14 protein-coding genes are annotated in these 18910 nt (G+C 72.1%); 8 read left to right on the top strand and 6 right to left on the bottom strand.

Features of this window, described 5'->3' with window-relative positions:
- The first annotated feature begins 188 nt into the window (after positions 1 to 188).
- The gene (locus tag AB0G04_RS21870; RefSeq protein WP_360985485.1) at positions 189 to 698 is read left to right on the top strand and encodes an FxsA family protein; all 510 of its coding nucleotides are present in this window, start codon (positions 189 to 191) and stop codon (positions 696 to 698) included.
- A 466-nt stretch (positions 699 to 1164) separates the two neighbouring features.
- On the opposite strand, the gene AB0G04_RS21865 is transcribed toward AB0G04_RS21870, so the two are convergent.
- Both AB0G04_RS21865 and AB0G04_RS21860 read right to left on the bottom strand, forming a co-directional pair.
- Positions 1165 to 1503, bottom strand: coding sequence for an RNA polymerase-binding protein RbpA (locus tag AB0G04_RS21865; RefSeq protein ID WP_127552714.1), 339 nt, complete (start codon positions 1501 to 1503; stop codon positions 1165 to 1167).
- Positions 1504 to 2088: 585 nt separating this feature from the next.
- Positions 2089 to 3222: a serine/threonine protein kinase gene (locus tag AB0G04_RS21860; RefSeq protein WP_360985482.1), complete on the bottom strand. Its 1134-nt coding sequence runs from the start codon at positions 3220 to 3222 to the stop codon at positions 2089 to 2091.
- A 525-nt stretch (positions 3223 to 3747) separates the two neighbouring features.
- Here AB0G04_RS21860 and AB0G04_RS21855 point away from each other — a divergent pair.
- Positions 3748 to 4551, top strand: a complete 804-nt coding sequence (locus AB0G04_RS21855; protein ID WP_360985479.1) for an SDR family oxidoreductase — start codon at positions 3748 to 3750, stop codon at positions 4549 to 4551.
- Positions 4552 to 4596: 45 nt separating this feature from the next.
- Here the strand turns inward: AB0G04_RS21855 and AB0G04_RS21850 are convergent, their stop codons facing one another.
- Complete coding sequence (locus AB0G04_RS21850; RefSeq protein ID WP_360985476.1) at positions 4597 to 5025, bottom strand: MauE/DoxX family redox-associated membrane protein; 429 nt, start codon at positions 5023 to 5025, stop codon at positions 4597 to 4599.
- 56 nt (positions 5026 to 5081) lie between these two features.
- On the opposite strand from AB0G04_RS21850, the gene AB0G04_RS21845 reads away from it, so the two are divergent.
- A complete protein-coding gene (locus AB0G04_RS21845; RefSeq protein ID WP_360985473.1) occupies positions 5082 to 5681 on the top strand; it encodes a TetR/AcrR family transcriptional regulator in 600 nt (199 codons plus the stop codon).
- Here the strand turns inward: AB0G04_RS21845 and AB0G04_RS21840 are convergent.
- Positions 5656 to 6945, bottom strand: a complete 1290-nt coding sequence (locus AB0G04_RS21840; protein WP_360985470.1) for an SGNH/GDSL hydrolase family protein — start codon at positions 6943 to 6945, stop codon at positions 5656 to 5658. The genes AB0G04_RS21845 and AB0G04_RS21840 overlap by 26 nt on opposite strands.
- A gap of 95 nt (positions 6946 to 7040) precedes the next feature.
- Positions 7041 to 9098: a PAS domain S-box protein gene (locus AB0G04_RS21835; protein WP_360985467.1), complete on the bottom strand. Its 2058-nt coding sequence runs from the start codon at positions 9096 to 9098 to the stop codon at positions 7041 to 7043.
- 171 nt (positions 9099 to 9269) lie between these two features.
- Here AB0G04_RS21835 and AB0G04_RS21830 point away from each other — a divergent pair, with 171 nt between their 5' ends.
- Together AB0G04_RS21830 and AB0G04_RS21825 are read left to right on the top strand one after the other, a co-directional pair.
- Positions 9270 to 11129 carry a hypothetical protein gene (locus AB0G04_RS21830; RefSeq protein WP_360985464.1) on the top strand — a complete coding sequence of 620 codons (1860 nt, stop codon included), beginning with the start codon at positions 9270 to 9272 and terminating at the stop codon, positions 11127 to 11129.
- Between the two features lie 71 nt (positions 11130 to 11200).
- Positions 11201 to 12430 (top strand): hypothetical protein, encoded by a 1230-nt coding sequence (locus AB0G04_RS21825; protein ID WP_360985461.1) that lies wholly within the window; start codon positions 11201 to 11203, stop codon positions 12428 to 12430.
- 1 nt (position 12431) lies between these two features.
- Here the strand turns inward: AB0G04_RS21825 and AB0G04_RS21820 are convergent, their stop codons facing one another.
- Positions 12432 to 13889: a hypothetical protein gene (locus AB0G04_RS21820; RefSeq protein WP_360985458.1), complete on the bottom strand. Its 1458-nt coding sequence runs from the start codon at positions 13887 to 13889 to the stop codon at positions 12432 to 12434.
- Positions 13890 to 13975: 86 nt separating this feature from the next.
- Between AB0G04_RS21820 and AB0G04_RS21815 the strand changes: the two genes are divergently transcribed.
- The 3 genes from AB0G04_RS21815 to AB0G04_RS21805 all read left to right on the top strand — a co-directional run bounded on the left by AB0G04_RS21815 (position 13976) and on the right by AB0G04_RS21805 (position 18817).
- Positions 13976 to 15121: a HAMP domain-containing sensor histidine kinase gene (locus AB0G04_RS21815; RefSeq protein ID WP_360985455.1), complete on the top strand. Its 1146-nt coding sequence runs from the start codon at positions 13976 to 13978 to the stop codon at positions 15119 to 15121.
- Positions 15118 to 15774 carry a response regulator transcription factor gene (locus AB0G04_RS21810; RefSeq protein ID WP_360985452.1) on the top strand — a complete coding sequence of 219 codons (657 nt, stop codon included), beginning with the start codon at positions 15118 to 15120 and terminating at the stop codon, positions 15772 to 15774. Before AB0G04_RS21815 ends, AB0G04_RS21810 begins: the two co-directional genes overlap by 4 nt.
- Positions 15775 to 15904: 130 nt before the next feature.
- Complete coding sequence (locus AB0G04_RS21805) at positions 15905 to 18817, top strand: M36 family metallopeptidase (RefSeq protein WP_360985449.1); 2913 nt, start codon at positions 15905 to 15907, stop codon at positions 18815 to 18817.
- Positions 18818 to 18910 lie beyond the last annotated feature (93 nt).

Genomic DNA, 18910 nt, shown 5'->3' with positions numbered 1-18910 from the left:
GCTGGGCTGCTCCCAGCTTCCGCGCTGCGCTGCTTCCGGCTTCCGGCTTTCGCGCTGAGTCCGCCTTCCGGCTCCCGCGCGGGGCCGATATTCCGGGCTTTCCCTGAGAACGGCTCCCAGGCGGAGGTGTCATGCTTGACCGAGCCCGTCGTGAGGCGGGCTCGGGACACCCCTCGGAGGATTCACCCATGCGGCGTAGCAGACTGGCCTACCTACCCCTCGTGTTCCCTCTGCTGGCGTTCGCGGAGTTCCTGGCCTTCGTGTCGGTGGCACACGCCATCAGCTTCCTCTGGGCGGCCGTGCTGCTCGCCGCGTCCAGCGCCGCCGGCATCGTGCTGCTGCGCCGCGAGGGCATCCGCGGCTTCCGGGCCTTCCAGGAGGCTGCCCGCGCCGGCCGGCCGCCGGCCACCGAGGTCACCAACTCCCTGATCGGCCTCGTCGGCGGGCTGCTGCTGGCCCTGCCCGGCTTCATCACCGGCGTTGTCGGCCTGATCGCCCTGCTGCCGCCCAGCCGGGTCCTGATCCGCCGCAGCGTCGAGCGGCTCGCCGAGCGGCGCCTCGGCGGCGCGGCCACCGGCGACCTGTTCGGGCCGCGCCGGGTGCGGGTGCACCAGAGCGACCCGGTCACCGTCGTGGTCGTCGACGAGCAGCGGTCCACCCCGCCGGCCGGCGCGATCGAGGGCGAGATCGTCCGCTGAGCCACGCCGGCCTTGTCGTCCGCTGAGCCATGGCCTTCACAGGCTCTTCTGCCGATTTCCGGCCGGCCTTTGCAGGCTTTCCCGCCTAGCCTCTTGCCGGCCTTCGCGGGGTTTTCTCCCGCTTAGCTTTCGGCCGTGCCGGATCCGCCGGCCGTGTCCGTGCCGCGTGCGCCGGCCGTGTCCGTGCCGCGTGCGCCGCCCGCGTCCCGGCTTGGTTCGCCTTGCCCTGGGCGCTTGCGGCCGGTCGGCTACGGCCGGGTCGTCCGGCTGGCTGACCCCCGGCTGACCGGGAGCCGGTTTGCGGCCCGCTAGGTACCTGGCTTGCGGCCGGTTCGGTCGGGGTGGGTTTTGCGGCCCGCTGGGTGCCTGGTTTCGCCGTCCTGATGACGGGGACAGACAGCCGGAACGAGATGAGCCGCCCGGGTCCAGGACCGGGGCGGCTCATCTCGTTGTCGTGCGGTATGCCTCAGCGGCCGCGGCGGGTACGAACCTCCTGCAGCCGCTCGTTGAGGATGTCCTCCAGCTCGGCGATCGAACGCCGCTCCAGAAGCATGTCCCAGTGGGTGCGCGGCGGCTTGGCCTTCTTCTGCTCCGGCTCGTTGCCGTCGACCAGACGGGCGACGCTGCCGTCGAACTTGCACTCCCAGGTGGTCGGCACCTCGGCATCGACGGCGAACGGCACCTCGAACTGGTGACCCTTGACGCACAGGTACTCGCGGGTCTGCCGGGGCGCAAGCTCGGTGTTACGGTCGGACTCGTAGCTGACTGCGCCAAGACGGCTGCCGCGCAGCATGCGTTCGCCCATGATCGGCTTTCCCCTCGCTCGTGGTGCTGCTCTCGTTGGTGTAACGAAAGGGACGGCCGCGGGATTCCTCCGCCGGGAACCCCCGACGACCGTCAAAGTCTGTCCGCACCGCCAGGTATCAACGGTGTTAACGCTATGAGCGTAACCGGCCACTCACCCCAGCTCGCAAACCGAACCGGCGTCCCAGTGGACCTTGGTCCACTTTATGGTTGTTTGACGCTTCTTCGGGTGGTGCGATGTCGGTCACTCGCTCAGATTCACTCGTAATTCACGGCACCTTCGGTCACTCTGTGGTGCGCCTACCGTAGTGATCGGCTACGACTGCCTGCTCTGAAGCGTTCCGCCGCGATCTCCGGACCTCCCGCGAACGTGAGAATGTTCACCGGTTGATCAAAGCGTCGTGAAAGTCCAGAACGCCTCCCGCAACCTTGATCCGGTACGCCCTGACGGCCGCCGCACTGCCGTCACCCCGATCACTACCCCCGTTCTGGGCGCGCACACTCGTGACTTCCAGCAACCCGCCCACTCGGCCTCCGCCGTCTGCCGCCAACGGCCGGTCCTCGGAACCTCGCGACGCGGCCGCCGTCAGCTGTTCCCGGCGGCGGTGGGCTGGGCGGGCGCCGGAGCGGCCGGACGGGCGCTGCCCAGGGCGGCCAGCGCCGCCGCAAGGTCACTGACCTGGGACGTCAGCTGGGCGACCCGCTCCTGCGCCGCGTCGGCGTCGGCGCGGGCGGCCACGAGGCGGCGTTCCAGGTCGGCCTGCTCGCGCGCGGCCCGCTCGGCGGACCTCTCCAGATCTTCGCCGGTACGCCGGAAACCGTCCCGCTCGGCAGTCACCGCGGCCAGGGCCTCCCGCGCGGTGGTCACCTCCACCCGCGCCTGGCGGGCCTGCTCCACGGCCTCGTCCCGGGCTCGTTCGGCACCGTCGGCGCGCTGCCGGTCCCGGCCGGCCTCCGCGGTGAGCCGTTCCAGTTGTTCCCGGACGGCCGCCAGATCCTCCGCCGCGCGGCGTTGCGCCTGTTCGGCCGTACCGCGGAAGTCCTTGGCGTCCTGGATCGCGGTCTTCAGGTCACGTTCGGCGGTGTCGCGCTGCCCGCGCACCTCCTGCAGCTCGCGCCGTGCGGCGTCCATTTCGTCGGCGGCCGCGTCGCGCTCGGCCTCGGCCCGTTCCCGCAGCGCCACGGCCGTCGTAGCGGCGCGTACCGCCTCGTCGCGGGCCGTCATGGCCTCCTGTGCGCGCTTACCGGCTTCCTCGGCGGCCCGCTGGGCGTTGGCCGCCTGCTGCCGCGCCTCGTCGCGTTCGGCGGTCGCCGCCGATGCCACCTGCTGCGCCGCCGCCGCCGCGGTGGCCGCATGATCGGCGTCGCGGCGTGCGTCGTCACGTTCGGCGTGCGCAGCGGCCACCTGCCCGGACGTCTCCGCCCGCACCTCGGCGACCTGCCGTTCGACACCGGCCGGCGACATCTCCGAATGCAGGGCCTCGGTCAGCGCGCCGACCAGCTGGTCGAGGCGGTCCACCACCTCCCAGGTGCGGGCCACCTGACCGGCGAGCCCCGGCGACTGGCGGTGCCGCATCCGCACGTTCCGGGAGGCACGCTGACATTCGCCGTCATTGTCGCGGCAGTAACGGAACGGCCGGCCCGCGGACGCGCGCTGCGGCACGGGGCGCCCGCAGTGGGCGCAGGGACGGGTCTCGGTTTCGGAATCCTGCACAGTCATAACACCGCCAACCCTAAGCGCGCCGAACCTACCGGCCCGGTAACCACACCGGTGCCCCGCACATGATCAGCCACCCAGCGGCGGCCGGCCACCCCGATCACTCGCCCGCCCGCCGGTGGATCGCCCACAGTCTCTCGCCACCGGCCCGGCCGGCCGCGTCCGGCCCGCGCGGTGATCCACGGTGCGATGGGCGCCGTTGGTGCCCACAGGCGGCGAGTTCCCAGCGGTTGTGGTGATCCACGGTGCGAGGGGTGCCGTTGGTCTCCACAGGCGGCGAGTACCCGACGGTTGTGGTGATTTGCGGTGCGCTGTGTGCCGCTGGTCTCCCCGGGGGACGCCTTCTCGATGGTTGTGCCGATCTGTGGTGCGCTGGTTGGCATATGTCGCCACGCCCGGCGACCGGCAGGCAGGGGAGCGGCCGGTGCGGGAGCGCGAGCCGACGATGAGCAACGAGGTGGGCGGCGGCCGGCGGCGAGTGCCACGGTGCCTTGCGTGGGCGTACGCCGGAGGATCTAAGGTCGTCCGATGGAACGCACTGCGCTGGTGACCGGGGCCTCGTCGGGAATCGGGAAGGCGACCGCGGCGGCTCTCGCCGCCCGCGGCTATCGCGTGCTGGGGACCAGCCGTGACCCCGAGTCGCTGACGGCCGGGCAGCGGGCCGACGGAGTGGAGTACGTGCCGCTCGACCTCGGCGACGACGCGTCGATCGAGAGCCTGGCGCCGGTCCTGGCGCGGGTGGACGTGCTGGTCAACAACGCGGGGGAGAGCCAGTCCGGGCCGCTCGAGGAGTTGCCGGGCGACGCGCTGCGGCGGTTGTTCCAGGTCAACGTGCTCGGGCAGGTACGGCTCACGCAGCTGGCACTGCCGGGGATGCGCGAGCGGCGGTACGGGCGGGTCGTGATGGTCGGGTCGATGCTGGCGTCGTTCCCGCTGGCCTACCGGTCCTCCTATGTCGCGTCGAAGGCGGCGATCAAGGGGTTCAGCAACGGGGCACGGCACGAGCTGTCGCCGTTCGGGGTGTGGCTGACCACGGTGGAGCCGGGGTCGATCGCGACCGGCATCAGTGAGCGGCGCACGAAGTACATCGGGGCGGACTCGCCGTACCGGGAGGATTTCGGGCGGATGCTCGCCGCGCTGGACCGCAACGAGCGGTCCGGGATCACGGCCGGGAAGGTGGCGGCGACGATCGTGTCGGCGGTCGAGGCGGCCCGGCCCAAGGCGCGGTACGCGGTGGGCAGCAACGCTCCGGCGGTGTTCGCGCTGCGGCGGCTGCTGCCCGGCGGTGTCGTCGAGAGGATCGTGCACCGCCGGCACGACCTCAGCCGCTGACCCGTTCGCGGCGGCGCGGCGGGGGAGGGCGCCGCGGGCACGACGTCAGCCGCTTGTCCGCCCGCGGCGGCGCAGGCCGCGCAGGGTGCTGATCGCGCTTGTCGCGCCGAGAGCCCACAGCACCAGCAGCGGCTGGAAGAACAGCCGGAGGAAGCGTTTCGTGTCGGTGTCCAGGCCGAAGCCGTCCTTGTGCTCGAGCCACTGCGCGATGTTGCCCGGGAAGATCACCACGAAGAACAGTGCCACGATCGCCCCGACGAGGCCGCGGGCCGGTTGCCTCCACACCGCCAGCAGCGCCACGCCCAGGGTGATCTCGACGACGCCGGACGCGAGAACCACGAAGTCGGCGTCGATCGGGAACCAGTCCGGCACCTGGGCCTGGAACTCGGCGCGGGCCACGGTGAGGTGGGTGATGCCGGCGAACGTCAGGACGACGCCGAGAAGGGCCTGCCCGAACGCTCTCACGATGTTCATGGGCGGCATCATAACTGATGACTTCATCAGTTCAGAGGTCGCCTAAACTTGCCGCCATGACCGGGCGACTCGAACGGCGCAAGGCTCAAACCCGCGCCGCGCTCATCGACGCCGCGCGTACGCTGCTGACCAGCCGTGACCCGGCCGGCGTCAGCATCCAGGAGATCACCGACGCGGCCGACGTCGGATTCGGCAGCTTCTACAACCATTTCCCGTCCAAGCAGGAACTGTTCGACCTGGCGGTGGCCGCGGTCGCCGACGAGCACCGGGCGATGATCCGGGCGGCCACTGAGGGACTCACCGATCCGGCCGAGGCGCTCGCCGTGGCGGTGCGGCTCACCGCCCGTTTCCCGCACACCCATCCCGCACTCGCCCGGATCATCGACCGGGCCGGGCTCGGCTATCCGGGACCCTGGTCGATCGACGACCTGCGGCACGCCCACGCCGTCGGGCGGCTCTGCTTCGACGATGCCGAGGTGGCGTCCGCCTGCGTCAGCGGGTCACTGCTCGGCGTACTGCGAAACGGTTTGCGGGCCGGTGATCCGAGCCTGGTCGACCAGGCCGCCGACCGGCTCGCGGTCAGCCTGCTGCGCATGTTCGGCCTGGTCGAGGGTGACGCCCGCAAGGTGGTCAATCGCCCGCTGCCGGCCGCATGACGGCACCCGGCTGACCGGAGGCGGGGCCGCCGGAGACACCGGGCGCGGGCGGCGTGCCCTCCCGGACGGTGAACCAGGACGGATCGACGGCGCCGGCGATGGCCCGGAAACCGTCGGCGGACGGGTGCAGGTGGTCACCGGAATCGTGACGTGGCAGGTAACGCAGCGGACGGGCGGGATCGCGGGTGACCGCGTCCTGGTCCAGGACGGCGTCACAGCCGCTGTCCGGGGAGCGGACGAAGGCGTTGATCGCGGCGCGGGCCGCTTCGCCCCGGCGGGTCCAGTAGCCGGCTCCCTCGTACGGCGTCAAGGTCGAACAGATCGTCCGGACCCCCGCGCCCTGAGCCCGGGAGACCAGCCCCCGCAGTGCGGTGATCAGCCGATCCGCCGAGGGCGGATCGGCGGCTCCCAGATCGTTGAGCGGATCGTCGGAGATGATCACCCACCGGACGCCCGGCTGCCGCAGCACATCCCGCTCGAACCGCCGTACCCCGCTCGGCCCGCGGCCGTCGGCCAGCAGCCGGTTCCCGCTGATCCCGGCGTTCAGTACGCCGGCCCGGTGACCGGCCGCCCGCAGCCGGTCCGACAGCAGGTCCGGCCAGCGGCGATTCGCGCCGAACGCGGAACCGAGGCCGTCGGTGATCGACGCCCCGAACGCGACCACCGCCCCGGCGTCCGAGCGGACGTCCAGCCCGGCCAGGTAGAACCAGCTCGACTCGGTCTTCGGCGAGGCCAGCCGGACGGCGGAGGTCTGATCGCCGGCGGCGACGTGGTTGTGCCGCACCGCGATCCCGTGCCGGGTGCTCGGGCCAGTCGGTGACGGCAGGAACAGGCTGATCACCACCTCGCTGCCGGCCGGCACCCCGAACGGCACCTCGTCACTGGTCGCGGTACCGCCCGGCGCGACGGTGACCGAGGTGGCGCCGCCGAACGTCACCGCACGGTCGGTGGCCGGGTCGATCGCGGCCACGCCGTCCGGCCGGGCCAGCCGGGCCGCGCCGACGACCAGCGGCCGGTCGCCGAACTCGTTGGTCAGCCGGATCCGGGAGATGTCGCCGCCGATGCTGGCCCGCACGACCTGCCGCAGGGTGTGACCGCCGAAGGGACGCCCGCCGTCCTCGACGGCCGTCGCCCAGGTGCCCGTCCACGGCTGGATGGCCGGTGACGGCGACGCCGACGGCGGTGGCGTAGCGGGGCCGGGAGCCGGCGCCGGCGGGGAGCACCCACCGGCGAGCAGCAGCAGAAGCAGTGCTGCCCGCCGCATGCCGTCCTCCCGGTCGCCGACCTCACGCCGATCCTGTCACCGCGACCCCGGCGGCCGGACGGCATTCCGGTGGACGGTCCCGCTCCGGCGCCCGGTCAGGAGACGCTGACCGGAGTGCCGGGTTCCGCGACGACCGGCGTGGCCTGGGCCGGTGTGCAGGGCAACGACAGGACGAACATCGCGCCGCGGGGCCGGTTGGGCTGGTAGGTGATGGTGGCGCCGGAGGCCCGGGCCAGGCGGGCCACCAGGTAGAGGCCCAGCCCGGTGCCGGGTTTGGTGGTGGCCACGCCGGTCTCGGCCCGGGTGAAGCGTTCGAACAGGTGGGGGACGAAGGCAGCGGGTACGCCCTCGCCGTGATCGCTGACCCGGACCGTCACCCGGTCGCCGTCCGGGCGGACGGTGACGTTGATCGGCGGGGCACCGTACTTCACGGCGTTGGCCAGCAGGTTGCCGAGCAGCAGCGCCAGGTGGACCGGGTCGGCGACGGCGATCGCCTGGTCGGGGGCCGTGACGGTGACACCCTGGGCAGCGTCGTAGCCCTGGGCGCTGACCGCCTGGCGCGCCGCGTGGGCGACGTCGAGACGGACCGGGCGGGCGGTGAGCGCCCCGGCGTCCAGCTGGGCCAGGGTGAGGATCTCGCTGACCAGCTGCTCGGCGCGGTGCCCGCCGGTGGTCATCCGCCGCAGGTAGTGCCGGCGGGTCTCGTCCGGCATGTCGGTCCAGTCGTCGAGGAGCATCTCGCCGGCCGAGACGATGGTGGTGAGCGGCTGGCGTACGTCGTGACTGAGCATGGCCATGAAGTCGGCCATCTGCTCGTTGGCGTGTTCCAGACGTTCGGCGTGGCGGGCCAGTTCGGCGGCGTCCTCGCGGCGGGCGCGCTCCAGCATGCGGCGTTCGGTGACGTCGATGATCTGGGTGGCGAAGTACTGGCTGCGGCCCTCCTCGTCGCGCAACAGGCCGGCGGTGATGATCACCTCGATCGGATGGCCGTCGGCGTGCAGGTACCGCTTCTCCATGTCGAAGCCGTCGACGCGGCCGGACATGCAGTCCCGAACGCACTTCAGGCAGGCCTCGAGGTCGTCGGGGTGGGTGATCTCGGCGAAGTTGACGCCGACAAGCGCGCGCTCGGGCCGGCCGAGCATGTTGCACAGGGCGGGGTTGACGCGCAGGAACCGGCCGTCGAGGTCGGCCATGGCCATGCCGATCCGGGAGTTGTCGAAGAGCCGGCGGAACCGCTGCTCGGTGGAGTGGAGTTCGCGGCGGTTGCGGCGGGCCCGGGCGGTGGCGGCGACGACGAGCAGGCCGACGCCCGAAGCGGTGACCAGCGCGGCCCGGCCGGCGGCGCGGCTACCGGCCGTATTCGCGAACAGCACGTCCTCGGGGACGGCCGCCGACAACCGCCACGGGGTGTTGGGGATCTCCAGCGAGGTGTACCGCCACCACTGGCCCTTCGCCAGGTAGCGGCCCTGGGCGGCGCGGCGCAGCGCGGCCGACAGGTCGGGCTCCGCGTTGGCCAGCCGGGTGACCTGCTCACTGCCGTCGGTGTTGGCGGCGACGATGGCGTCCGAGTCGTCCACCAGGTTCACCTTGACCCGTTCCAGGGTGATGGCGCTCCTCAGGTAGGTGGCGATCGGTCCCTTGCCCACGGGCACCGCGCCGGAGAAGACACGCAGGCCCGAGGACGTGTCGAACGGTACGGCGAACGCGACGACCGGCAACCCGCGTGCGGCCGAGGCGACCACCGGGGAGACGGCCGGGCGGCCCTCGTCCACGGCGGTTCTCAGGTGCGGGTACCGGTCGGCGATCCGTTCCCCGATCACCGCCGGGTTCGACGGGATGACCTGCAGGAGCCGCCCTTCGCTGTCGAGCAGGACCGCGGCCGGGTAACCGAAGCCGCCGACCGAGCGGGTGAAGTCGCGCTCGCTCACGACCGGCTCGGTGAGGAAGGCCAGAGCTTGGGTACGTTCTCGCTCGATCAGTTCCTTGACGGTGCTCTCGACCAGTTTGCCGGTGAGGCCGACCCGGTCCTGGTATCGCGCGACGACGCTCTGCTTGGTGGTGTGCTCGACCCAGAAGAGCACGCCGGCGCCGATGCAGGTCAACATCAACCACACCGCGAGCGGCGCGGCCAGGAAGCGCCAACCCGTCCGCATATTTCCGACTATGGCACGGTTTTGTCAAGGCCAAGTCGAGACCGTCAAAGGCAGCCTGCCGCACCACGTCAGGCGGGCGCCGGCCGGATCACCTCCCACTCCGTCACAGCCCAGGTGCAGGCGACCGGTCAGGAGCCGTTTGCGCTGGTAGAGGTCCGCTATCCTCGCGCGGTGACCACCGCACCGCACGAGTCGTACGGCCCGATCGGCAACACCCTGGCCGGATACGGACTCGCCTGGGCCCACCGTCGCGCGGTGCTCGCCGTACTGCTGCCGGTCCTGACCGTCGCACTGCTCGGGATCCTCGCCCTGGACCTGTCTCTCGGCCGCGAGCACACGGTGATCATCGACGGATTCCCGGTCGTCAACGATGCCGTCCTGCCGAAGACCGTGCTCGTGGCGGCCTGCTGGCTGGTGGGGCTGTCCGCCGCCGCGTTCACCACGGTGAATGCGGCCCGCGGACGGACGGTTCGCCCCTGGGCCGCCGTCCTGGCCTCGGTGCGGCACCTGCCGCTGTTCGCCCTCGGGCTCGCGGTGCTGGGTGGCGGCACGGTCCTGCTGCTCGGACTCGCCGCCGGGCTCGGTGCCGCCGGGGTGGTGGCGGTGCTGGCCGCGGCCGCCGTGGTCACGGCACGCCTGATGGTCGAGCTGGTCGCCCGGCACTTCGGGGCATCGGGATGGGCGCTGACCGGTGGCCGGGTGGTCAGCACCGCCGGGGCCGTCCTGGCCGGTGGACTCGTCGTCCCGTTCGCCGTGTCGATGATCACCGCATCGCCGCCGTTGCCGGCCCTCGCGGTTCACGTGATCGGCGCGGTGCTGATCACCGGTGTGGTCGCGGCGCAGGCCGGTGTCCTCGGCCACGTCTTCCTGACGGTCGCCGGCCAGCCGGGTGCACCGGTCACGCCCGAGCCCGATCCCCGGGAACCGGACTCCCGCCGTCTCTGGATCACGGTGGCTGTCGCGCTCGTCGCGGTGGCGGCGCCGGCCGCTGTCGCCGCCGCCAACCCGTTCCGGGCGACGACGGTCCGGTCCCATGGCGGCGCGCCCGGCGGGGCGGTGGCCATGGTGTGGCCGGCCGGCGGGCACCCGGTGATCGCCACCATGAGCGGGGCCCGGTTCTGCGACGACGACCTGTGCGAGCGGTACGTCGACCACACCAGCGGGCCCGCCGTGATGGACGACCGGGGCACCGCCGCGGCCGGCGCCGACGGGACCACCGTGGTGAAGGCGGTGCTGACCGGTGGCCAGGACGACGGCGGTCCGTTCATCGACTTCGCGGCCTGCACCCGCGCCGGCTGCCGGGAGGCGTGGGTGCCGTCCCGCGGTTCCGCCCGGGAGCCCTTCGAATGGCCGGACCTCGCCGTCGCGGTCGCGCCCGATCAGGCCGTCTGGTTCGCGCTGGCGGCGTCGCGGGAGAAGACCTTCGCGGTCACCCTGATCCGGTGCGCGGATGCGGGCTGCCCCGCACCGGAACGTCACCGGATCAAGGACGTCGAGCGTCTCGACGACGACGGCGTCACCGGCTCACGGCGGGTACGGCTGTCGATCGGTGCCGACGGGAGGCCGGAGCTCGCGCTGCGTACCGGACTGATGATCAACGTGGTGACCTGCGACTCGGCCGCCTGCGGTGACCCGCGGACCCGCACGGTGTTCGCCGGTGACCCCGAAGCCGTCTGGTCGGCGCCGGCGATCACCTTCGAGCCCGGCGCACTGCGGATCGAGGACCGGATGCTGCCGCTGGACGGCGCCGAGATCGCCTCCCGGTCGGGCGCGGTTGCCTCGGCCGGATCCGTCCTCTACGCCACGGCTGCCGAGGCGGCTCCGCAACCCGGCCTGCACATCCGGATCGGTGCGGCGGAACCCGCTCACTGGCGGCAGGTGCTGTGGCGATGCTCGGGAGAGACCTGCGCCCGGCAGGGACTGGGCACGATGGCGGAGGCCACCGGAGGGGAACTGCTGGCCGCCGCCGGCGACGGCCGGGTGCTGATCGTTCGCGAGGACCGGATCCTGCTGGTCTCGGCTCCGGGGTAGTGCTGGCGTTACCTTCAGGACTCCACTCCGGACGACTGTGGCCGCCGGCCGGATCCGGTTGGCTCAAGGGCATGACGAAGACGTTGGAATCCGCCAGGAAGACCGTTGCGGCGATGGCGGTCACGCTCGCCGCTACCGCGTTCGCCTCCGCTCTTCCGGCGCTGTCGGCCGGACCCGCCTCCGCTCTTCCGGCGCTGTCGGCCGGACCCGCCTCCGCGGCCCCGGCCGTGGCGGCGATCGCCTCACCGTTCGCGCTGCCGCGGCCGTCCGGGCACTTCGCCGTCGGCCGCGAGGTGCTGCACCTGGTCGACCGGTCCCGGCCCGACCCATGGGTGCCGGGCAGCCCTCGTGAGCTGATGGTGTCGATGTTCTACCCGGCCGTGGCACTGCCCGGGCCCCGGGCGCCCTATCTGTCGGCCGCCGAGGCGCGACTGCTGATCGACGACCGCAAGGCGACCGGCGTCATCGATCCGGCGGAACTCGGCGCCACCCGCACGGCCTCCGTCGCCTCCGCCCCGCCGCGCCGCGGCCGGTTCCCTCTCGTCGTGCTGTCACCCGGCTTCACCCTGCACCGGCACACCCTCACCCACCTGGCCGAGGAGCTCGCCAGTCGCGGCTACGTGGTGGCCACCGCCGACCACGCGCACGAGTCGGCGGGCACCGACTTCCCCGGCGGGCGCACCCTGAGCTGCACCGCCTGCTCCGTGGTCAAGGGGCAGGGCGATCCCGGTCATGCCCGCGTCGCCGCCGGCCGGTCACGCGACCTGTCGTTCCTGCTCGACCGGCTCACCGGCGACCGTCCGGTGTGGCGGCACGCCCGCCTGATCGACCGCACCCGGATCGGCATGGCCGGCCATTCGATCGGCGGCAACGCCACCGCGGTGACGATGGCGGCCGACCCGCGGGTGCGCGCCGGGATCAACATGGACGGCACGCTGTTCGAGCCGGTCCCGGCCGGCGGCCTCGGCGGGCGGCCGTTCATGCTGCTCGGCGCGCCGACCGTGGCCCCCGGCGCCGGGCCGGACAAGACCTGGGTGCGTGACTGGCCGCTGATGGACGGCTGGAAACGCTGGCTCAGCGTCACCGGCAGCGGGCACCTCGACTTCACCGACATCCCGGTGATCGGAGAACAGGCCGGCATCCCGGACCCCGGTTACCCGCTGCCGGGCAGTCGCGCCGCCCGCATCACCCGCGACTACGTCAACGCGTTCTTCGACCTGCACCTGCGCGGCGTGCCGCAGCCGCTCCTCGACGGCCCGGCGGCCGGCTATCCCGAGGTCCTGTTCCAGCAGCGGTCCTGAGTCATCCGCGGCCTCGGGGCGCCGCGCCGGCACCGCTGCGGTCCGGGACCCGCCGGGTGGCGCTCCACAGAGCCACAGCGGTGTAGGCGCCCAGTACCGCCAGGCCGGCCCACCACGGCAGTGGGAAGTAACCCGTGGACGGTGAGTAGTAGGCGGTGACCTGTGGATACTCCACCTCCGTCTGTTTGACGGCGAAGGCCGCGGCAGGAGTGACCCGCAACAGCCACTCCACGGTCGTGTCCGGGAGCAGCGGAAGCACACTGACCGTGAACGGCAGGGCCACCACCGCCAGCGCCAGTCCGGTGCCGGCCCACCGCCGCCGGGTCAGGGCTCCCAGCGCGTAGGCCAGCATGGCGGACAGGGCGAGCGCCACGGCCGTGCCGACGACCACCCGGACCCCGATGGACACCGGCAGGGCCTGTATCGCCACTCCCTTGCTCCGTGCGACCGCCGAGCTGACCGGCAGCACGGCACCGGTCGACACCAGCCCGGCCACGAACGCCCCTGCGCCGACCGTGACCGCCCGCCGCCGGTCCGGGGCGGTCGTGGCGCCGTACCGCGCGGCCACCACCAGTACGATGATCAGCGCGACCACCAGACCGGTGAGGCTCTGTTCGGCAATCCACGCCATGTCCTCGCGGGCCGGGCCGATGTCCCCGGTCCCGCTGATCCTGATCACGCCATCGGTCTGGACCGCCCCGGACGGGTTGATGTGCTTCTCCCAGTCCGTCTGGTTCATCCGGCCGACGGATTCGCTCGTCCACGAACCGTTGCCGCCCTCGACGGTGACGTTGTCGAAGACACCGACGGCCTGCGTGAACCGGCACTCCTGGGTCGCGCCACCCAGGCCCGCCTCCCGCAGCGTCAGATCGCAGGGAGAAGCGGCGAACAGGCCGACCCGGGCGGTGTCCGCCAGACCGTCGAGCCGTACCGTCCCCACCATCTGCCACCGGACGCCGTCGGCCGATTCAGCTCCGGCGATCGTGTCGCCCGAGCGTGTCAGCCGTAGCCAGCGTGGTTCCCGCGCCGAGACGCCACCCGGCCGTCCGGCGACGTCGTGCCGGTAACCGTGCTGGAACCGGACGCCGTGGGCGCCGGTCATCGCCAGGGCGGCATAGCGCGAACCCGGCCGCAACCCGTCCTTGACGATGATGCCGGACTTCGCCCACGGCACCAGGCCGGAAACGATCTCGTCGTGGCCGGGCGGGGGATAGGTTATCGTGCCGGTCATCGAGGTCATCCGGACCGTGATGGTGCCCCGCGGGCCCAGATCACGGTGCAGGAACCAGAAGCGGTCGCCGACGACCGAGCCGTCGTCGGTCACCGGGACGGGCGGGCAGGGCCCGTCGCAGGACACGCGGAGGCCAGAGGCGGACAGCACGCCGGCCGCGACCACGGCGACGGCGGCGACGGCCAGAGCCGCCACCCGGGCCGGGCGGAGAAAATCCGGAGCGAACATGCCGTCGGTTCTACGGATCGGCGCCTAACACCCGCCGAACAGCCTCTGTCATGCCGTTGTTAGGCGGGTCCGGGCATGCTGTAGCGATGTTGCGCTGGCACCGGGGCCGGGTCGGCACCCGGATCACGCTGCTCTACACCGGAGTGTTCCTGGTGTCCGGGCTCATCCTGCTCCTGATCACTTTCGCCTTCTCCAGCGGCAGCCGGACGACGGTCGCCGGGCCTCAGGGCGGGGACAGGGCGGGCGGGCTGGCCGAGACCCGGCGTCAGCTCGCCGCGCTGCAGGAGCAGATGGCGGCACAGAACATCGACCAGATGCGCCGGCTCGTCTGGGGCTGGATCGCCGCGCTGGCCGTCATGGCCGTCCTCTCCCTGGTGCTGGGCCGTCTGCTGGCGCGGCAGGCGACCGCGCCGATCCGGCTCATCACCGAGGTGACCCGGCGGATCTCCGCCGACAGCCTGGACGAGCGGATCGGGATTCACGGACCGGACGACGAGGTCAAGGACCTCGCCGACACGATCGACGGTCTGCTCGAGCGTCTGGAGGCGTCGTTCACGGCGCAACGCCGGTTCGTCGCCAACGCCTCCCACGAGCTGCGCACACCGCTGGCAACGATCCGCGCGAGCCTGGACGTGGCGGTGGCCAAACCGGATCCGGCGGCGTCGACGCTGGCACTCGCCGCCCGGCTGCGTACCCAGCTGGACCGGGTCGACCATCTGCTCGACGGCCTCCTGGTACTGGCCCGCGCACAGCACGGACGGCACGGGGACACCGGCCCGGTCGACCTCGGTGACCTGGCCGCCGCGGCCCTGCGCGACCGCGCCGGCGACGTGGCCGCCAAGGATCTGACGGTGACCGTCGACGTCGCGCCCGCAACGGTGGCGCAGGGCCACCGTCCCCTGCTGACCCGGCTGGTGGCCAACCTCGTGGACAACGCGGTGACGCACAACAACAGGGCCGGCTGGATACGGATCACCGGCGGCCTGGCCGGGAACACGGCCGAGCTGATCGTCGAGACCGGTGGCCGCGTCTTCGGCCAGGCCGAGGTCGATCGGCTGACCCAGCCCTTCGAGCGGCTCGGCGGGGAACGGGTCGGCTCGTCCGGGCTCGGACTGTCCATCGTGTCCGCCGTCGTCGCCGCGCACGGCGGACGGCTGCGGCTCACCGCCCGCCGGGACGGGGGCCTGCGGGTGATGATCGTGCTGCCCGGTGCGAGGAGGGAACCGGAGTGAGGATCCTCGTGGTGGAGGACGACCATGCCCTCCGCGAGGTGGTCGTGGAAGGGCTGGCCGACGCCGGGATGGCCGTCGACGCCGCGCACGACGGGCTGGCCGCCGCCGAGAAGCTCGATCTCGCCGACTACGACGTCATGGTGCTCGACCGGGACCTGCCCGGCCTGCACGGGGACGTCCTCTGCCAGATGGTCACCGAACGGGACCACCGGCCGATGGTGCTGATGCTGACCGCGGCCGGTGAACCAGGCGACCGGGTCAGCGGCCTCACTCTGGGCGCCGACGACTACCTGGCCAAACCGTTCCACTTCCCCGAACTCATCCTCCGCATCCGGGCGCTGGCCCGTCGCAAGCCCGCCGCCCGGCCCCGCACGTTGCGCGCCGCCGGGATCGAACTCGACCCGTTGCGCCGGACGGCACGGCGCGACGGACGGGAACTGGGGCTCACCGTGAAGGAGTTCGCCGTGCTCGAGGCGCTGTTGCGGGCCAGCCCCGGTTTCCTCAGCTCCGAGTCGCTGCTCGACAACGTCTGGGACGAGAACGCCGACCGGTTCACCAACACGGTGACGGTCACGGTGGGCCGGCTGCGCCGCAAACTCGGTGAGCCGCCGGTCGTCACGACCACTCCCGGCGTGGGATACCGGATCGGTTGACGCGCCGGTATCCATCGACCAGGATCTGATCGACACGCCTCGATTATGGACGTTCGGCCCATCCCGCGATCATGCATTGGTGCGATCGGATGCCAGGAGACCGGTAACGACCGTCCATAAAGGAGGTTCCGTGCGCACACCATCCCGTGCGTTGGCGGGCACCACCACAGCATTAGTCGCAGCCGTCCTGATTCTCGCCCCCTCAGGCGGCGGCAGCGCGGCACCGATCAACCCGGCCCCCGCGGCCGGGACACCTGAGGTGCACGGCGACAGCGACCACGCCGACACCATCGACAACCGCAAGGGCCTGGTGGCGCCGACCTCGGCGCAGCGGACCCGCGCCGCCAGGACGAGCGCCTCCGCCCGGTGGAACGTCTTCGGCACCCCGGCCAGCCTGACCGCCAGCAGCGCCAAGCCGCTGGCCACCGGACTGCCGGCCGACCCCGTCGCCGCCGCACGGGCCTACGTCGCCGGAAACCTCGAGGTTCTCGGCATCACCACGGCTGCCGCCGAGTCCCTTGAGGTGCTGCACACGCAGAAACTCGGCGAGGGCAGCATCGTGCTGCTCCGGCAGAAGTTCGGCGACCTCGAAGCCGGCCGTGACGGCCTGCTCTCGGTGGGCATCCGCGACGGCAAGGTGTGGTACGTGAGCTCGTCGCTCGCCCGCGACGCCGCCGCACCGCAGCCCGCCACCCTGACCCCGGCCGACGCCGAGCGCATCGCCGCCGAGAACGCGGGAATCGCCAAACCGACCTCGCTCGGCACCAAACTCGTCGCCGTCCCGACGCCCGACCAGGGCGCCCGTGCCGCGTACCAGGTCGCCTTCGGTGCCGGTCTGAACAGCGCCGAACCCGAGGCCTACACCACCTGGGTCGACGCCCGCGACGGCAGTGTCCTGGTTCGCGAGGACATCGTCGACCACGACGCCGACAACCCCGAGTGGGACGTCTTCCCGAACTCGCCGCGCACCGACTACTCCTCCCGCGACACCCGCAAGACGTTCTGCTGGACGTGGGAGCGCGGCTGTGACGAGGCCGTGTCCGGCCCGGCCTCCCCGCAGGCGTGGGACGTCGACCCGGCCACCGGCGCGCCCACCAACACGACAAGCGGCAACAACTCGTTCGCGGTGCACAACTGGCAGTCCAACGACCCGTTCACGGTCGGCACCGAGTTGGCCACGCCCAGCCCCACCCGCGAATACACGTACCCGTGGACCAACCAGTGGTACACGTCGAAGTGCTCGCCGACCGTCTTCGACTCACCGGCCCGCAACGACATCGACGCGGCCCGGGCCAACCTGTTCGTCCAGCACAACCGGATGCACGACTGGTCGTACCTCCTCGGCTTCACCGAGGCGACGTGGAACATGGAGAAGGACGGCAACGACCCGGAGCAGGGCAACGCTCAGGCCGGCGGCATCACCGGCGGCCCGCCGGAATTCGCGGCCCGCAACAACGCCAACCAGATCACCCCGCCGGACGGCGAGGCCCCGATCACCAACATGTACCTGTGGCAGCCGATCGCCGGCGCGTTCTACGGCGCGTGCGTCGACGGTGACTACGACATGTCGATCATCGGCCACGAGTACACCCACGCCATCACCAACCGCATGATCGCCGGCCCGAACGCGGGCCTCAGCTCGCCGCAGGGCATGAGCGAGAGCTGGTCCGACCTGCTCGCCGTCGAGTACCTCGCGGAGCACGGCTACGCCCCCAAGGGGCAGCGCGGCTTCACCGTCGGCGAATACGTCACCCGCGACCCGATCGCCGGCATCCGCAACCACAACATGAGCAACAACCGGCTCAACTACAGCTCCGTCGACTACGACTTCGTCGGACTCCAGGTCCACGCCTCCGGTGAGGTGTGGAGCGCCACCAACTACGACATCCGTTCCGCGTTCATCAAGCGCTACGGATACGGCTCGTCCGCGCTGCAGAAGGCCTGCGCCACCGGGAAGAAGGCAGTCACCTCGTGCCCCGGCAACCGGCGGTGGATCCAGCTGGTCTTCGACTCGTTCCTGCTGATGGCCAACAGCGCCAACAGCCAGGTCGACGCCCGTGACGCGCTGATCGGCGCCGACCTGGTCCGCTTCGGTGGCGCCAACCAGGACATCCTGTGGAACACGTTCGCCAAGCGCGGTCTCGGTGAGGGCGCGGTCAGCAACGGGGCCGCCGACGCCAACCCGACGCCGAGCTTCAGTTCGGCGTACGCGAAGGAGGCCGCGGTCACCTTCCGCCCGGTCGACGAGAACGGCAAGGCCGTCGCCGGCGCGAAGCTGTACGTGGGCGACTACCAGGCACGGGCCGTCGCGGTTGCCGACACCGACCCGGCTACCGCCCTGCCCGAGACCGTCAACCTGGTGCCCGGCGTCTACACCTTCGTGGCGCAGGCGCCCGGTCACGGGCACGCCCGGGTGTCCCCGTCGTACCTCAGGTCCGGCGCCGGGAAGCTGACCGTCAAGCTGCCGCGCAACGTCGCCTCGGCGACCAGCGGTGCGACCGCCACCGGTGACGGCGTCAACCTGGCCCGGCTCCTGGACGACGACGAGGCCACCAACTGGGCGTCGCTCGGCAGTGCTGTCGCCGGCAAGGGCGTCACGGTCGACCTGGCCGGCGACGCGCAGCGGGTCCGGCGGGTGCAGGTCAGTGCCCTGCTGCGCCCGGCCGTCACCGGCGACGTCGACGCGGGCGCGCAGAGCCGCTACTCCGCTCTGCGGCAGTTCCGGGTCCTGGCCTGCACGGCCACGGCAACCGTCACCTGCTCGGCCCCGGCCGACTTCAAGGCGGTCTACACCAGCCGGCCGGACGCGTTCCCGGCCGGATCGCCGAGGCCCCGGGCCCCGCAGATGCTCGTGAAGTCCTTCGACATCCCGGACGTCACGGCCACGCACCTGCGGATCGAGGCGCTCACCAACCAGTGCACCGGCGCGCCCGACTACGCCGGTGAGCAGGATCTGGACCCGCGCGCCAACACCGACTGCGCCACGGCAAGCCCGCAGGCGCTGAACGTGCGCATCGCCGAGTTCCAGGCCTTCACCCGATAAACCCGTCGGGGGGGGGGGGGGGGGGCGGGGCCCCCCCCCCCCCCGCAGGACCCGCAGGGGCGCGCGCCGCGGGCGCGGGCCGGACGGGGAAGA

The organism is Actinoplanes sp. NPDC023801 (assembly GCF_040639655.1).
Classification (GTDB): Bacteria; Actinomycetota; Actinomycetes; order Mycobacteriales; family Micromonosporaceae; genus Actinoplanes.
This window is presented reverse-complemented; position numbering and strand designations above follow the sequence as displayed.

What these genes read in the sequence shown, in the direction of transcription:
- AB0G04_RS21870 (WP_360985485.1), top strand. Translation starts at nt 189, where the DNA reads ATGCGGCGTAGCAGACTGGCCTACCTACCCCTCGTGTTCCCTCTGCTG.
- AB0G04_RS21865 (WP_127552714.1), bottom strand. Translation starts at nt 1,503, where the DNA reads ATGGGCGAACGCATGCTGCGCGGCAGCCGTCTTGGCGCAGTCAGCTAC.
- AB0G04_RS21860 (WP_360985482.1), bottom strand. Translation starts at nt 3,222, where the DNA reads ATGACTGTGCAGGATTCCGAAACCGAGACCCGTCCCTGCGCCCACTGC.
- AB0G04_RS21855 (WP_360985479.1), top strand. Translation starts at nt 3,748, where the DNA reads ATGGAACGCACTGCGCTGGTGACCGGGGCCTCGTCGGGAATCGGGAAG.
- AB0G04_RS21850 (WP_360985476.1), bottom strand. Translation starts at nt 5,025, where the DNA reads ATGAACATCGTGAGAGCGTTCGGGCAGGCCCTTCTCGGCGTCGTCCTG.
- AB0G04_RS21845 (WP_360985473.1), top strand. Translation starts at nt 5,082, where the DNA reads ATGACCGGGCGACTCGAACGGCGCAAGGCTCAAACCCGCGCCGCGCTC.
- AB0G04_RS21840 (WP_360985470.1), bottom strand. Translation starts at nt 6,945, where the DNA reads ATGCGGCGGGCAGCACTGCTTCTGCTGCTGCTCGCCGGTGGGTGCTCC.
- AB0G04_RS21835 (WP_360985467.1), bottom strand. Translation starts at nt 9,098, where the DNA reads ATGCGGACGGGTTGGCGCTTCCTGGCCGCGCCGCTCGCGGTGTGGTTG.
- AB0G04_RS21825 (WP_360985461.1), top strand. Translation starts at nt 11,201, where the DNA reads ATGACGAAGACGTTGGAATCCGCCAGGAAGACCGTTGCGGCGATGGCG.
- AB0G04_RS21820 (WP_360985458.1), bottom strand. Translation starts at nt 13,889, where the DNA reads ATGTTCGCTCCGGATTTTCTCCGCCCGGCCCGGGTGGCGGCTCTGGCC.
- AB0G04_RS21815 (WP_360985455.1), top strand. Translation starts at nt 13,976, where the DNA reads ATGTTGCGCTGGCACCGGGGCCGGGTCGGCACCCGGATCACGCTGCTC.